Source organism: Corynebacterium sp. TUM25015, assembly GCF_056393505.1.
This window is the reverse complement of sequence record NZ_CM150783.1, coordinates 133,227-147,510: the sequence shown is the minus strand read 5'-3', so window position 1 is coordinate 147,510 and position 14,284 is coordinate 133,227. Positions and strand designations below refer to the sequence as shown.

Genomic DNA, 14,284 nt, shown 5'->3' with positions numbered 1-14,284 from the left:
AGATGAAGTACCGGTTGCGCGGACGCTTTAGCGCCGACGATGAGGTCGATGAGCTACCGCCGCATGCGCTACTCAATATCGTCCACATTCCAACGTCGGTGGCGCAAAGCCCCTGGTGGCTCATCATTCGGCGTATGTTCTACGCCTTCTTGCTCGTGTTCTTCGTTGCTGGACTGGCTTATGTCGACCGCGATGCCTACGAAGGTATGGAAACCTTCATAGACGCGCTGTATTACTCCTCGGTGTCTCTGTCGACAACCGGCTACGGCGATGTATCACCGCAGACCCAAAACGCTCGTCTCGTCAACACACTGATCGTTACCCCGGCTCGCCTGGTGTTCCTGGTGTTGCTGGTCGGCACCACGTTGTCAGTGCTCACCGAAGAGTCTCGTAAAACGCTTGTCATCCGCCGTTGGAGGAAGAAAATGCGCAACCACACCATCGTCATTGGCTACGGCACCAAGGGGCGCTCCGCCATTGCAGCGCTCTTGGCTGACGGCGTATCGCCATCGCAGATCGTCGTCGTGGATACGGATCGGGAGGTACTGGACCAGGCCTCGGCACAGGGGTTGGTCACCGTGCAGGGCTCGGCGACCCGCTCCGACGTGTTGAAGCTCGCAGGTGTGAACCGTGCCCGTGCCGTTGTCGTCGCGCCCAACCAGGACGATACGGCTGTGCTGATTACCTTGTCCGTGCGTGAGATTGCACCTTCGGCCACCATTGTGGCCAGTGTCCGTGAATCGGATAACTCGCACCTGTTGCGCCAATCCGGTGCGGATTCCGTGGTGGTTTCCTCCGAGACTGCTGGCCGCCTGATGGGACTGGCTACCGTTACACCGTCCGTGACGGAAATGATGGAGGATCTGCTGTCACCGGATGAAGGATTCTCCATTGCCGAGCGTCTCGTCAGCGAGGAAGAAGTCGGCGGTAATCCCCGCGTACTGGAAGACGTCGTGCTGGGTGTAGTGCGCTCCGGCGAGCTATACCGCATTGATTCCTCCGAGGCAGAGACCATCGAGCCTGGAGACCGCGTACTTTATGTGCGTTCCAACCCTGGCGCCGACGAGATCCCAGGCGCAAAGTAGGGATATTTGTGAGCTCCCTGCTGGACGGACTGGATCCGGAACAGGCTAAGGCTGCCTCCGCCCCGCGCGGACCTGTGAGCATCATCGCCGGCGCCGGAACCGGTAAAACCCGCACCATTACCCACCGCATTGCGCACCTAGTCGACGGCGGTTTTGTTAACCCCGACCATGTTCTGGCCGTTACCTTCACCGCCCGCGCCGCTGCAGAATTACGCGAGCGCCTAGCGCTGATGAACATCCCCAAAGTGCAGGCCAAGACTTTCCACGCTGCGGCACTGCGACAGCTGAAGTACTTCTGGCCCGCCTATGCGGGTGATCTGCCATGGGCATTGTTGGATAACAAGTTCCGCGTTGTCTCCCGTGCCGCCCGCGCAGTTGGCGTCGAGACCAGCACCGCCATGCTCGCGGACCTCATCGGGGAAATCGAGTGGGCAAAGTCCTCCCTGATCAGTGCGGAGGACTATCCGGATTATGTAGAGCCGCGTCGCCGCGATTGCCCGGTAGATCCGCAGACCTTCGTCAAGGTGTTTCAGGGGTACGAAAGGCTCAAGGCCACGCCCGAGGGTATGCTGCTGGACTTCGACGACCTGTTGCTACATATGGCAGCGGCCATTGAGTCGAATGTCGGCATCGCAGATGAGTTTCGCTCCCGCTACCGGACGTTTGTCGTCGATGAGTATCAGGACGTCACGCCGTTGCAACAGCGCGTTCTCGGCGCTTGGGTAGGTGACCGCGATGACCTCACAGTGGTGGGGGATGCCAACCAGACGATCTACAGCTTCAACGGCGCAACCCCGGAATATCTGCTGGACTTCACCACCAAATACCCAGAATCCACCACTGTCCGCCTGCATCGCGACTACCGCTCCACCCCGCAGGTTGTAGATCTTGCCAATAGCGTGATTGGCAAAGCGAAGGGGCGCGTGGCGGGCACTCGGCTGAAGCTGGAAGGCCAACGCCCCGCTGGACCTGTCCCGGAGTTCCACGAATACCCGGACGAGCCTGCGGAAGCAGTGGCGGTGGTCAAGGAAATTCAGACCCTCATCAAAAAGGGCGTGGAACCGGCGAACATCGCGATTCTGTACCGCATCAATTCGCAATCTGCGAACTACGAATACGAGCTTGAGCAGGCCGGAATTGGCTACCAAGTCAAGGGCGGTGAAGGCTTCTTTAAGCGTGCGGAAATCCGCGAGGGTATGAATGCGATCATCGCCGCGGCCAAGAAATACGACCCAGACCCCGAAGATGTGCCAGATGCTATCCGCGCCGCTTTGGTACCCGTCGGCCTGACGTCCACGGAGCCCGCGGGTTCCCAGGAGCGTGCTCGATGGCAATCCCTGCAAGCACTTTTTGATCTGGTCAAGGAGATCACCTCCACTGCCGCGGAACCTTTAAGCATGCAGGGAGTGGTTGCGCTGCTTAAGGAGCGCATGAGTGCTAAGAACCCGCCGAAGTTCCAGGGCGTGACCCTCGCCAGCATTCACGCCGCAAAGGGTTTGGAGTGGGATGCGGTGTTCCTCGTTGGCCTAAATGAAGGCACATTGCCGATTCGCCACGCCCTGAAAGGGGCGGGCTCGGAAGAGGCAATCGAGGAGGAGCGTCGCCTGTTCTACGTCGGTATCACTCGTGCGCGTGAGCACCTGCACCTCAGCTGGGCGCTGGCCAGGCAGGAAGGCTCTACATCGAACCGCCGCCGCACGCGCTTCCTTGACGGGTTGGTACCACAGGAGGAGGCCATGGAGGCGCAGCGCCGCGAGGGCAACCGAACCCGGGAGCGCCTCGGCGCGCCCAAGAATGCCTGTGTTATCTGCGGCACTCGTTTGGGAAGTCCGGAGCTGAAGATTCTTGGCCGTTGCGGCGAGCACGCCCCGGAAACCGACCACCTCTTGCTCACCGAACTGCGGGAATGGCGCACTACTCAGGCTAAGGACAAGGCTGTGCCGGCGTATGTCATCTTTACTGACGCCACGTTGCGTGCCATCGCCGAACAACTTCCCACGACGGCCGACCAATTGGTGGCGGTGCCGGGCATAGGTCCGGTGAAGGTCAAGGAGTTCGGCGAGGACGTGCTGGCGATCGTCAGCAACTACGCCTGAGTCAGCCTGACCCATCCGATTAGCTCCGTACCGCTCGACAAGACAGACAGCTGTCGTTGAAAGGCACTTGATAGGTGCGCACTGCGCCACTGGCGAAATCCACGAGGCGCCGCTGGCTGAGGACCTCTGGGATCTCCGGGGCCGCGGGAATTTCCTCCTGCTGCAGTCGCGCCATTCGCCGCTCGCGCACGTACGCCCGGTGCGCGCGCCACCAGGGCAATACGTGTTCGTTGAGCATCATCGCCAGCTGTGTAGAGGCCGCTTGGACCAAGTGCCGTTCCGTACTTCCGGGACGCCCTGTTGCCTGCAGACGCACCCCACGCCAACCGTCGTCGATCTGCCCGTAGTAGCTATCCATACAAGCCAGGCAGGGAGTAACTCCTGGCACCACTAATGGTCCCAGCACATTCCGACCATCCACGATCCCGGCTGGGTAGTGGGCTACGCGGTTGACCATAAGCGCATGCTGCACGTCCGGGGTGGGGAACACTGCTCCGGGGAGGACGATGAGCGACCGTCGTGCTTCGCTGGGTGCGGAGGTAATGCGAAAACTCAAACCCAGCGCTTCTAAAACAGGCTCTAATCTCTCGCTGGACACGCCGGACGCGAGCACGTGGAAGTCCACGTCCGCCTGCGATGGGCGCAGTATCTCTGCCCGCACCATCTCGGAGAGAATCAGCCGGGCATCTTCCTCGTCTACTCCGCAGTAGCCCAGTTTCTGGTGCAGCTCGTCGAAACCGATCCCGCTACGGGCTAGGGCAAAAACGTGCGCAACCTGGCTCGGATTCACGCTTTTCGGCAGCGGCAGGATCATAGATTCGTGCGGCAGCACGCCGAATTGCAGGCCGATCGTGGGCCTTGCCAGGATGGCTGTACTCGCCGGCAGGTTAAGCTTTAGCATGATTGCGTTCCCCAAAATCCCCTCTACAACCCCTCTGTAAAGACCCCTCGCACCGCGTACTCCCCACGCGCTGTGATTCGCCTCTCACCCTAGCAGGGAGGCATAGTCCTCGCAGGTGGAAAGGATAATCCGTGGTTTCCTCCTACCGCCACCGGGCGCTTGACCCGCAGCAGCTGGCTCGTGATGTGGAGGCAGAGCTCGCCCGCCAGCTCCAGGCAGGTGCCGAACCAAACCGAGTGCCGCCTGTCACCTTCCGGCTATCCGCTAGGCGCAAGAAAACCGTTGCAGTGCGGGAAGAAGGCAATGGGTTTTTGGTCATGGCTCCCGCGGCCATCGGAGAAGCCGAACTGCGCAGCATTAGCGTGGAGCTGCTCGGAAAGGCGCTGAAGAGTAGGCGTCATGCCCTAGGCAACGACGATCTTGCCGACCGCGCGCGGGAGCTAAACCGCAAGTACCTCGGTGGGCGGGCAACGATCGGCGAGATCAAGTTCGTGACGAACATGAACACGCGCTGGGGCAGCTGTTCGGTGCAGTCCAAGCGCATCCGGATTTCGCATTACCTGCAGGACGTGCCGGGGTACGTGCTGGATGCGGTGATTATCCACGAGCTGATTCATACTTTTGTGCCGAATCACGGCCCGGAGTTTCACCGCTGGGAGGCGCACACCCCGCAGCTGGAGAAAGCACAGGGGTACTTGGAGGCTTTCAAGCGCTGGGGGATGCGCGATTAGCTAGTCCTCGGCCTCGGGGGTATCGGTGGTGTCGTCACCGTTGTCGCGCTTTTCATTGAGCTCCCGCTCGAGTTTTTCAATCTCGCTAATGGGGTTAAAGTCCTCCATCTCGTCCTCGTCGAACGCGATGTTGCTGATGAAAGCTGCCGGGTTGTCAAGGTCGGACGCGACCGGAAGGAAGTCCGGGTGATCCCACACGCCGTCGCGCTTTTTGACGCCCACCGCATCATCCAGCTTGCGCCACAGCTCGACTGCCTCGTTTGCCTTCGGAGCGGTGAAGCTAATTCCGAGGGCCTTAGTCAGATTGTCCATGGCAGGGGAGCCGTTGTTGCGGAACTCCGACCACGCGGCGTTGATCATGGCTGCGGCAGGGATGCGGGAGTCCAAGGCAACACCCGTCACATAATCTACCCAGCCCTCGATCAGCGACAGGCTCGTCTCCAGGCGCTCACGGGCATGGACATTGGACGAAACGACTTGTGGGGAAAGATCCTGACCCTGCATGCGTTCCATCATTTCCTGCATCTTCGCCGGGTCGTTAAGGGATTCTGGGGTGAACTCGCCGGTGGCTTCCTCGATGGCGGAGTAGTCCAGCGATAGCCCGGCCGCGAACTCTTCGACATCCAGGATCAGACGTTCCACCAGCCACGGGACGTGCTTGAACAGGCGTAGGTGCGCGGCTTCGCGCGCGGCCAGATAGATCAGCGCTTCGCGGGGCTCGCAGCCCAGCTTCTTGGCCATGACGTCGAGGTGTTCGGTGGCGATGGCTGCCGTCTCGCCCTGCGCCAGGGGTACGCCCCACTGGGTGGAAAGCACCACGTCGGTGGCCATCTCGCCCAGGGTATTACCCAGCTGCACGCCGAAATTCATAGCGTTGATCTGCTTCATCATGCCGGCCAGCGGGCCAAGCTGGCTGCGCATTTCCTCCGGCACGCCGCCGAGTGCGGCATCGCCCAGCTTGTCGGCCAGTGGGGTCACCACACGCTTCCATGTTTCGAAGGTCTCATCCAGCCATTGCGCCGGGCCGAAGGCCACAGAGCCGGACGCGCCTGCGGGCAGGATAGTGGCTTCGTCTAGCCACAATTCAGCAAGGCGTACCGAATCTGCCACGGCTTGAGAATCGTTGTGGGTCGGACGAGTGGCCTTACGGGTGGCTGCAATACGCTGGCGGGCGGTGCGCTTGGCCATCGCATAGTTCACCGAGCCTTTGCCTTCGGAACTGTTCATGTCCGAGCCGAAACCGGAGAGCATGGAACCGAACTGGTTCAGGATGTCCCCCAGATTGCCCGCGCCAGCTCCGGGACCCATGCCGCCTGCACCCGTGCCACTGGTGCCGCCGCCCATCGGGCCGCCAAAAAAGAAGCCGAACGGGTTGTTTTCGTTCCCGTTGTTCTCGTTATTGCGGTCCTGATCACGATCCCGGTCGTGGTCCTTGTCGCGATCCTTGTCGCCATCGTCATCGGAGTTGTGCGGGCCGTGGAAGCCAAAGCCGAATTTACTCATGTACCCCACCGTACCGACTCTCGCAGTGCGGAAACGACCCCGAAAGTCCGTTATGGTGCTATTTCCCGTGTGCTGATAGCGAACAGAGCGGTCGGGGTGCTTCGGCGGTGGTGGCCAACCTCGTCGGGGGATGCATGTAAAGTTAGGCGGGTGAAATTCTGGAACAGGCGAAATCGCACTATCGTCGTGGGCGCAGTGCCCGTCGTGGCGGTGCTTTCCCTCATCGGTCTGCCCTCGATTCCCGGCACCAACATCAACATCACCGTTCCCTATGCCGCCGAGGGCAATGGGCCGACGTTTAACACGCTGGGGCAGGTCGACGGTCGCGACGTTGTGGACATTACGGGTGCAAAAACCCATCCGACGAGCGGGAACCTGAACATGACTACCGTGTCGGTGCGGACAAATATGACGCTCCCGCAGGCTCTTAAACGATGGGCCACGACCGACGACACCCTGGTTCCAATCGAGCACGTTTTCCCCTCCGGAAAGTCCTCGGAGGAAGTACAGCGCCAAAATGCCGCAGCGTTCTCCAGCTCGGAATCCAATGCCACCATTTCGGCTATGAATCATTTGCATAAGCCGTTGGAAACCATGGTGATGGAGGTGACCGAAGATTCTCCGGCGCAGGGGAAGATCGAAGTCAACGACATCGTCACCAAGGTCAACGGGGAAGAAGTCAAGCTCCCCAATGAGCTGTCGGACAAGGTCAAGGACCAAAAGCCAGGCGATGAGGTGACGATCACCGTCAAGCGTCAGGGCAATGAAAAGGACGTGAAGGTCACTCTCGGTGAGCTGCCGAAGGAAATGCGCGCCGAGCACCCGGAAGGCACCGCGTTTCTCGGAGTGGCAACTGTGGCTCAGCCGGGCGGTGACATCAAGGTGCAATACAACCTCACCGATATTGGCGGCCCTTCCGCCGGTCTGATGTTCTCTTTGGCGGTGGTAGACAAGCTATCGCCCGAGGAAATCACAGACGGTAAGTTCGTCGCTGGTACTGGCACTATCGACGCCGCAGGCAAGGTTGGCCCGATCGGTGGCATCACTCACAAGATCGCCGCCGCCAAGGAGGCCGGCGCAGAGGTGTTCCTCGTACCGGAAAAGAACTGTGCAGAGGCGGTCCACGAGCCGCCTGAGGGAATCACCCTGCTAAAGGTCGACACGTTGGACGATGCCATCAGCGATCTCAAGGATTACAACGAAGGCAAGCAGGCCGATACCTGCAAGTAGCCGGTAACGTGTGCGGGGGTTTATTCGTCGGCTTCGAAAGTCGCGCGAAGTGTGTGGATCACGCCGGGGGCGATGTCATCGCCGCCGAGTAGCTGCACCTTGTCCTGGCCGAAAGGATCGGCCTCCAGCTCTTCTTCGCTGGGGCGTAGCTGGATAAGGGAACGCTCGGGGCCGGAAAAGTCGGCGTCACAAAGAACTCCGCTAAACAGGCGAGCCTGACGCGGGGCAGGGTCGGCGCCGGGGGCGGCGTTGGAGAAAGTGATCTCCTGAGCCAGGATCGCACCGACGACCGGGGCAGGCCAGCGGATAGTGGCGAGGAATTGGCCAAGCTCTTCACTACCGGGGCGAATGTGCTCCGGAATATCCTCCTGAACGACGAGTGCGAGGGGATTGGATGGAGCCTCGTCATCGAATGCCTGCGGGGCCGCGTCGGCGATCAACGTGGCGGGGACCAGTGCAAAAAGAGTGGCAGGCCGATCCCATCCCTCTGCCTGTACAAAGTCCACGGCCTCGCGCAGAGCAGCGTTGAGCACGCGCTCATCCTGCAGGTCGACGGAGTGGGAGGGATTGGAAGAGGTCATGCGGACAGCCTTTCTCAAAGTTACGTTGTGGGTAGGGGACGGAACTGGGATTTGTTATGACGCTGTAAGAATTGTACGTATCCTTGTGGAAACATCGCGATCAGCGACAGATACAGGCGCGATTAGCAGGAGAGTAACAAAGCCTTGAGCACGCCCATGCCACCGTCTTCGGGGCGACCGAAGCAGCAGTTCCCATCCGGTCCAGTGTCGAGCAGGCGCTCGAAGATACTGGGCATTGCGGTGGCGATTATCGCCATCGCCGTGTTCATCATCCCGGTGGTGGTGAGCGTCTACACGGACTTCGCCTGGTTCCGCAGCGTGGAGTATCAGGGTGTGTTCCAGAACGTGATTGTCACGCGTGCAGCGCTGTTTGTGATCTTCGGCCTGATTGGTGCGCTGATCTCTTGGCTGGCTGCGTTCTTGGCCTATAGGGCGCGGCCGGACGAGATCGACTCGCTGGGAACGTCCTCGCCCCTGGCGGAGTACCGTCCGCTGATCCGGCGCAATATGCGGCCATTCCTGGTGGGTATTCCACTGTTCGTCGGCGTGATCACCGGCATGATCGTGCAATCGAATTGGCGCTCTGTGCTGTTGTTCTTGAATGGCTCTAACTTCGGCGTGCGCGATCCGCAGTTCAATATGGATCTCGGCTTCTACGCATTCAACCTGCCCTTCCTGCAGCTGCTGATCTCTACCTTTAGTGTGCTGCTGATCCTGGCTTTCGTTCTTAACGGCGTCGGCCACTACCTGCTGGGGTCCATCACTACAGGCAATCCGCGGGTGGGGGAGAAGGCCTCCATTTCTATCCACGCCCGTCGCCAGCTGGCCATCATCGCGGGTGCGTGGATGTTGCTGAAGGCTGTGGGGTACTGGTTTGACCGCTATAGCCTGCTGACCCGTTCACACGATACTTTCACCGGTGCGTCGTACACGGATATCAACGCGGTGCTGCCGGCACAGATCGTGCTGCTGGTGATCTCCATCTTCGTGGCTGCCATGTTCTTCATCACCATTGTGCTGCGGGATCTACGAATCCCGGCGCTGGCTGTGGCGCTGATGGTGGGTTCGTCGCTGACCGTGGGCTTCGCCTGGCCCGCGCTGCTAGAGCAGTTCTCCGTGAACCCGAACCGTGCGGAAAAGGAGCGTGAGTACATTGCCCGCAATATCGAGGCCACCCGTTTCGCCTATGGCATCGGCGACGACAAGGTGACCTACGACCGCGACTGGGGTTCGTCAGGCGATGCGGCTTCTAAGGAGCAGAAGAAGGCCGTCGCCGACGATTCCGCCACTTTGTCCAACGTGCGTCTCCTGGATCCGGAGGTACTGACTCCGACGTTTACCCAGCAACAGCAGCTGCGTAACTTCTATGGTTTCCCGGATGAGCTGGCCATTGACCGCTACAAGGTCGATGGCAAGATGCGCGATTTCGTGGTTGCTGCCCGCGAGTTGAACCCGAATACCCTGGATGGCAACCAAAACGACTGGATTAACCGCCACACGGTGTACACACACGGCAATGGCTTTGTGGCGGCGCCGGCCCGCAAGGTGGATGAGGTCGCTCGCGATGTCGGCTCGGCCCGCGGTGGCTACCCGGTGTACACGGTCGCGGATCTGCAGTCCATGGAGTCCGGTAAGCAGGGCGGCGAGCTGAAGCTGGATGTAAAGCAGCCGCGTATCTACTTCGGTCCGGTCATTGCCTCGTCGAAGCAGAGCAATGCTGACTATGCGATCGTCGGTAACACCGAGGGTGAGCCGCTGGAGTACGATACCGACGCATCAAACTACTCCTACACCGGCACCGGTGGTGTGGACGTGTCGAACTACTTCAACCGCCTGATGTTCTCGGCTCACTTCGAGTCGATGAACATGCTGCTGACTGACCGCATCGGCAAGGGGTCGAAGATCCTCTATGAGCGCGATCCGCGCGAGCGTGTGCACAAGGTGGCGCCGTGGTTGACCACCGATTCCAAGACCTACCCGGTTGTGATTGACGGCCGTGTGAAGTGGGTTGTAGACGGGTACACCACGCTGAATAATCTTCCCTACTCCGAGCGCATTGGGCTCACTGATTCTACTGCTGACGCCATTAATCCCGATGGCGTGAGCGAGTCCCAGGTGGTCGACAACGAGGTTGGCTACATTCGCAATTCTGTGAAGGCTGTGGTGGATGCCTATGACGGCAGCGTGGACCTGTACGCCTTCGATGAATCGGATCCGGTGCTGAAGGCGTGGCGGGGCGCGTTCCCGGGTGTGGTGAAGCCGCGTTCGGAGATCAGTAAGGAGCTGGAGGATCACCTGCGCTACCCGGAGGATATGTTCAAGGTGCAGCGCGAGCTGATCGCTAAGTATCACGTCTCTGATCCGGGCGTGTTCTTCCAAAACGACTCGTTCTGGTCGGTGCCGACGGATCCGACGGCACCGCAGGATCGACAGGACAATGCGCAGCCTCCGTACTACGTAGTGGCGGCGGATCCGAAGACGAATAAGCCTTCTTTCCAGCTGATTACTCCGTTCCGTGGTCTGCGTCGTGAGTTCCTGGCTGCACACATGTCGGTGAGCTCCGATCCGGATAACTACGGCAAGATCAGTGTGCGGGTGCTGCCGACGGGCACTCAGACGCTGGGCCCGAACCAGGCGCAGGACACCATGATGTCCTCCGACGAGATCGCCCGCGAACGTACCTTGCTGAAGGGTACGAATGACCTGACCAACGGCAACCTGTTGACTCTGCCGGTGGGCGATGGGCAGATTCTGTACGTCGAGCCGGTCTACTCGCAGCGCAGTGGGCAGGATTCCGCTTTCCCGAAGTTGTTGCGCGTGCTGGTGAGCTACAACGGTCAGGTGGGTTACGCGCCGACTATTGCCGAGGCGCTGAGCCAGGTGGGCATTAACACGTCCTCCACTACGGATATCCGCGAGATCGACGGTTCTGTGGTTGACCCGGGCAAGGATAAGGACAAGAAAAAGTCCAAGGACGAAGACAAGAGCAACGCTGACGGCAAGGACAGCGGCAGCAACGACGACAAGGATTCCAACGCGAAGGGTGCAGCGGGTAAGACGGACAAGACCGACGGCAAGGGCACTGATACGTCTCCGGAGCAGCGTGTGCGCGATGCTATGGACAAGGTGAACAAGACTCGCGAGTCCGGTTCCTTCGAGGAGTTCGGTAAGGCGCTGGACGAACTGGATAAGGCGGTTCAGGATCTGCAGTCGGATCGTTAAAGCGAAAGTGAAACCGTCTGTGACCAGGCGATTTCACTTTATCCACGGTCTGCGTTACAGTAGTGGAGTCGCTGACGCGGTAGCGTTAAGCACTCGTCGCGGGGTGGAGCAGCTCGGTAGCTCGCTGGGCTCATAACCCAGAGGTCGTAGGTTCGAATCCTGCCCCCGCTACCAATAGCGCCCTTCCTCTAGCTTTCACGTTAGAGGAGGGCGCTTCTTTTTGTCTCCTGGATATATGCGGGGGTTAGCAGCTTCCCTTACAGTTGTTGGAGTGGCCTACTCCGATATCAGGTATGACCTGAAGTACTCCTTCGATAGCATTCCCACCCGCCCTGCTCTTGCGCTTAAAGAAAGCTCACGCCCCGATTCGCCCACCACTTCGAAGGTATGTGGCACCCCCTACCTTCCGGAGCATGCACCCTACCCGTATTACGACGGTCGGCCCATGTTCTTCATTGCCCAGTTCAATTTCTCTGAGCTCGAGCAGTTTCCGGGGTTCCCCACGACCGGGCTCCTTCAGTTATTCGTGCCTGATACTGATTTTTGGGGTGATTTTTTGATGGCGCCGAACCAGCAGGATTCGTGCCAAGAACCCACCCCGTTCGCCAGGTATTTCGAAGACCTTTCTGCACCGCATGTAGGTGAGATGCCTGAGGAAGAGATCCTGCATTCAGGCGAGCATCCAGCTCCCGAGCCACTCGATCCCGTCACGATCGATGGAGTTCGAATCGACCAGGAGGTTGATTATAGCGCCCACGAGTACGGTCGGGCTATTTTTGATCCGAAAGGTCCCCGCACCCTGCTTAGAAGAGGCCAGGATTACGTGGATATTCACACGTTTAGGGGAAGCCTTGTTTCGCGTTGGGTAATCGGCGGGGAGACGACTTTCGAGAAGCCCAGCCGTGATGGTCAAGGATCGAGGAAAGATGCGTTTGCCGCGGCTGTCGGGCGCGCAGAACAAGAGGGCTTCACTGTCTATCCCCATGCCGATGAGTTCCTAGAACCCATTGACTATCCGTCTGCAAACGGATCCTCGCTCGGTGGATACGAAATTCTTCTGAACCGCGACCCCTTCCATCCGTCTGATCCCCGAATAGTGCTCGCGAGAATAGACCAGGACCTCCCTTGCGAATGGGGCGACACCGGAGTTGGAAACTTTTATATCCATCCCGATGACCTCGCTGCGCGCAACTTCGATCGGGTCGAATTTGCCTGGGACTGCTTATAAGACCTGCGTGTGGCATTGCAGCTCTCGCTGTCTTGCCGTTTATCGTGCTAGTCGTCCAACGCGCGCAGATAGAAGCGGCGAATCAAAGCACGCCGAGGCAGGTCGATAAGTCGACGTAAAGCGGGGAAGCGAGCGGGCTGAGATTTGGCGTCAACAAGAAAAAGAACCCGGCCATGGTGCAACCGCTCGAGGGTAAAGGTCTCTTCTCCGCGCTCGAGGTGGCCAGGGAGAGTGCCGTAGGTAAAGCCGCAACGTCCCGGTTCGGCGAACACATCAACCACCCGGCAGCGGAAGGTCCACGGCCCAAATCCCAAGGCAACTTCCGCATTGAGTTCCACGACCTCATGCGTGGGGTGCACACGGAATAGTCCGCTGCGCTGCACGCCCCACCTGAAGAGACGGTCGGCGGCGGTATCGAAGTCTGCGTTAATGACCCGCGCCATATTCAGCTCTGGGAAGCCAACGGTCGAGGTATAGGAGAGGGGAGCTCGTGGCGCTTCAGGGTTCATAGAACGCACCAGGCTACTTGATGTGCCCGGAGATCTGCTGATGCTGTGGCACATGAGGGACAAAATCCTGCACATAAGCCCCCATGGCGATCAATGCATCGACGCGCTCCCAGATTGGCGGGTGGGTGGCGGAGAAATTCCGCCGCTTATTCATTGCCCGCTCGAACATGCCGCCCTTTTTGCTCTGGTTGGAATTGTGGAAACTCTCGATGATGTCCCTCTCCGGTGCGTATAGAGCCAAGGAACCGGGGCTACCGTACATGGAGTTATCCACCGTGTGGGGGTTGGCCTGGTGAAATGCGCGGATCGTGATGAGGGCTTGTGCCAGGGCAGTGGGGTTGCGGCAGAGCGAAACGCCATGGCTATCGGCCTGCTGCTCGCGATAGCGCGACATATAGGCCCTCGCAATGTTGGACAGCGCAGGGGCTGCCAGGATGACGCAGAAGGAGACCAAGAAAATGACGAGTGCGACAACCGCATGGCCACCACCGCTGGAGTTTGAGTTAGACCGATTGCGGTTATTGGAGCTCAAACTTCCGTAGATAAACGCGGACTGCAGGATGGAGATGACAGACGCAATGGCCACCAGCTGGGTCATGACCCGGTTGTCCTCGGCGGTAAGGTGGCTCATTTCATGGGAGATCACGGCCTGCAGCTGTTCGCGATTAAGCAGATAGCCGAGTTCTTCGGTGACAATGATCGTGCCAGTCTGCGGCTTCTTTCTCTTGCCACCCAGGGCATAAGCATTGGGCACTCCGGTTCCGATGAGCACATAGACCTTCGGCGGAGAAGGCATACCGGCGGCGATCGCCATTTCTTCCACAATGTTGTAGATCATGCCCTGCTCCACCAGGCGCTTTTGCCCGCCGATCGCGGACAGTACGGTCCGGGTGGAAAAGAAGTAGGAATACAGAATGATCAGCATCGCTACCGGAATGGCAACACCGGCAGAGATCAAAATGACCATGCCTAGGGTGTTGAAGTCAATATTGCTGCCCTTGGTACCGACATAGGCGGCGCAGGCACATGCCACGATGGACAGCTGCAAGACCAGCACGTTTGCGAGCCATGCGACGGCGATGCCCCGACGCAGCTGAGACAATGATTCGTTGAAGGTCGTCGGTTGGTGGCCCATGGTTCCTCCTTTTCGGTCGTGAAATCACCTCGACTGCGGCGGCGGTAAGTGCAGTCTCTACAA

Annotated in this window: 11 protein-coding genes and 1 tRNA gene; 7 read left to right on the top strand and 5 right to left on the bottom strand. The window is 59.5% G+C overall.

Annotated features, from left to right (window positions below):
• The first annotated feature begins 2 nt into the window (after window positions 1-2).
• Both AC06DS_RS00690 and AC06DS_RS00685 read left to right on the top strand, forming a co-directional pair.
• Window positions 3-1,085 carry a potassium channel family protein gene (locus AC06DS_RS00690; RefSeq protein ID WP_477100731.1) on the top strand — a complete coding sequence of 361 codons (1,083 nt, stop codon included), beginning with the start codon at window positions 3-5 and terminating at the stop codon, window positions 1,083-1,085.
• 8 nt (window positions 1,086-1,093) lie between these two features.
• On the top strand, window positions 1,094-3,181 hold the full coding sequence (locus AC06DS_RS00685) for an ATP-dependent DNA helicase UvrD2 (RefSeq protein ID WP_477100730.1): 2,088 nt from the start codon (window positions 1,094-1,096) through the stop codon (window positions 3,179-3,181).
• A 19-nt stretch (window positions 3,182-3,200) separates the two neighbouring features.
• Here AC06DS_RS00685 and AC06DS_RS00680 read toward each other — a convergent pair whose 3' ends face one another.
• Complete coding sequence (locus tag AC06DS_RS00680) at window positions 3,201-4,082, bottom strand: hypothetical protein (protein ID WP_034977652.1); 882 nt, start codon at window positions 4,080-4,082, stop codon at window positions 3,201-3,203.
• Window positions 4,083-4,213: 131 nt separating this feature from the next.
• On the opposite strand from AC06DS_RS00680, the gene AC06DS_RS00675 reads away from it, so the two are divergent.
• Window positions 4,214-4,813 (top strand): M48 metallopeptidase family protein, encoded by a 600-nt coding sequence (locus tag AC06DS_RS00675; RefSeq protein WP_034977651.1) that lies wholly within the window; start codon window positions 4,214-4,216, stop codon window positions 4,811-4,813.
• Here the strand turns inward: AC06DS_RS00675 and AC06DS_RS00670 are convergent, their stop codons facing one another.
• Window positions 4,814-6,316, bottom strand: a complete 1,503-nt coding sequence (locus AC06DS_RS00670) for a zinc-dependent metalloprotease (protein WP_477100729.1) — start codon at window positions 6,314-6,316, stop codon at window positions 4,814-4,816.
• A gap of 150 nt (window positions 6,317-6,466) precedes the next feature.
• Between AC06DS_RS00670 and AC06DS_RS00665 the strand changes: the two genes are divergently transcribed.
• A complete protein-coding gene (locus tag AC06DS_RS00665; RefSeq protein WP_434815585.1) occupies window positions 6,467-7,546 on the top strand; it encodes a YlbL family protein in 1,080 nt (359 codons plus the stop codon).
• 20 nt (window positions 7,547-7,566) lie between these two features.
• Here the strand turns inward: AC06DS_RS00665 and AC06DS_RS00660 are convergent, their stop codons facing one another.
• Complete coding sequence (locus AC06DS_RS00660) at window positions 7,567-8,127, bottom strand: PPA1309 family protein (protein ID WP_034977643.1); 561 nt, start codon at window positions 8,125-8,127, stop codon at window positions 7,567-7,569.
• Window positions 8,128-8,283: 156 nt separating this feature from the next.
• Here AC06DS_RS00660 and AC06DS_RS00655 point away from each other — a divergent pair, with 156 nt between their 5' ends.
• The 3 genes from AC06DS_RS00655 (at window position 8,284) to AC06DS_RS00645 (ending at window position 12,577) form a co-directional block, all read left to right on the top strand.
• The gene (locus AC06DS_RS00655; protein ID WP_477100728.1) at window positions 8,284-11,349 is read left to right on the top strand and encodes a UPF0182 family protein; all 3,066 of its coding nucleotides are present in this window, start codon (window positions 8,284-8,286) and stop codon (window positions 11,347-11,349) included.
• A gap of 97 nt (window positions 11,350-11,446) precedes the next feature.
• Window positions 11,447-11,523 (top strand) — tRNA-Met (locus tag AC06DS_RS00650).
• A 97-nt stretch (window positions 11,524-11,620) separates the two neighbouring features.
• Window positions 11,621-12,577: a DUF1963 domain-containing protein gene (locus AC06DS_RS00645; RefSeq protein WP_477100727.1), complete on the top strand. Its 957-nt coding sequence runs from the start codon at window positions 11,621-11,623 to the stop codon at window positions 12,575-12,577.
• Window positions 12,578-12,624: 47 nt separating this feature from the next.
• On the opposite strand, the gene AC06DS_RS00640 is transcribed toward AC06DS_RS00645, so the two are convergent.
• Together AC06DS_RS00640 and AC06DS_RS00635 are read right to left on the bottom strand one after the other, a co-directional pair.
• Window positions 12,625-13,086 carry a DUF1990 family protein gene (locus tag AC06DS_RS00640; protein WP_448308418.1) on the bottom strand — a complete coding sequence of 154 codons (462 nt, stop codon included), beginning with the start codon at window positions 13,084-13,086 and terminating at the stop codon, window positions 12,625-12,627.
• A gap of 13 nt (window positions 13,087-13,099) precedes the next feature.
• Window positions 13,100-14,221, bottom strand: a complete 1,122-nt coding sequence (locus tag AC06DS_RS00635; RefSeq protein ID WP_293790936.1) for a M48 family metalloprotease — start codon at window positions 14,219-14,221, stop codon at window positions 13,100-13,102.
• Window positions 14,222-14,284: the final 63 nt, after the last annotated feature.

What these genes read in the sequence shown, in the direction of transcription:
- AC06DS_RS00690 (WP_477100731.1), top strand. Translation starts at nt 3, where the DNA reads ATGAAGTACCGGTTGCGCGGACGCTTTAGCGCCGACGATGAGGTCGAT.
- AC06DS_RS00680 (WP_034977652.1), bottom strand. Translation starts at nt 4,082, where the DNA reads ATGCTAAAGCTTAACCTGCCGGCGAGTACAGCCATCCTGGCAAGGCCC.
- AC06DS_RS00670 (WP_477100729.1), bottom strand. Translation starts at nt 6,316, where the DNA reads ATGAGTAAATTCGGCTTTGGCTTCCACGGCCCGCACAACTCCGATGAC.
- AC06DS_RS00660 (WP_034977643.1), bottom strand. Translation starts at nt 8,127, where the DNA reads ATGACCTCTTCCAATCCCTCCCACTCCGTCGACCTGCAGGATGAGCGC.
- AC06DS_RS00655 (WP_477100728.1), top strand. Translation starts at nt 8,284, where the DNA reads ATGCCACCGTCTTCGGGGCGACCGAAGCAGCAGTTCCCATCCGGTCCA.
- AC06DS_RS00640 (WP_448308418.1), bottom strand. Translation starts at nt 13,086, where the DNA reads ATGAACCCTGAAGCGCCACGAGCTCCCCTCTCCTATACCTCGACCGTT.
- AC06DS_RS00635 (WP_293790936.1), bottom strand. Translation starts at nt 14,221, where the DNA reads ATGGGCCACCAACCGACGACCTTCAACGAATCATTGTCTCAGCTGCGT.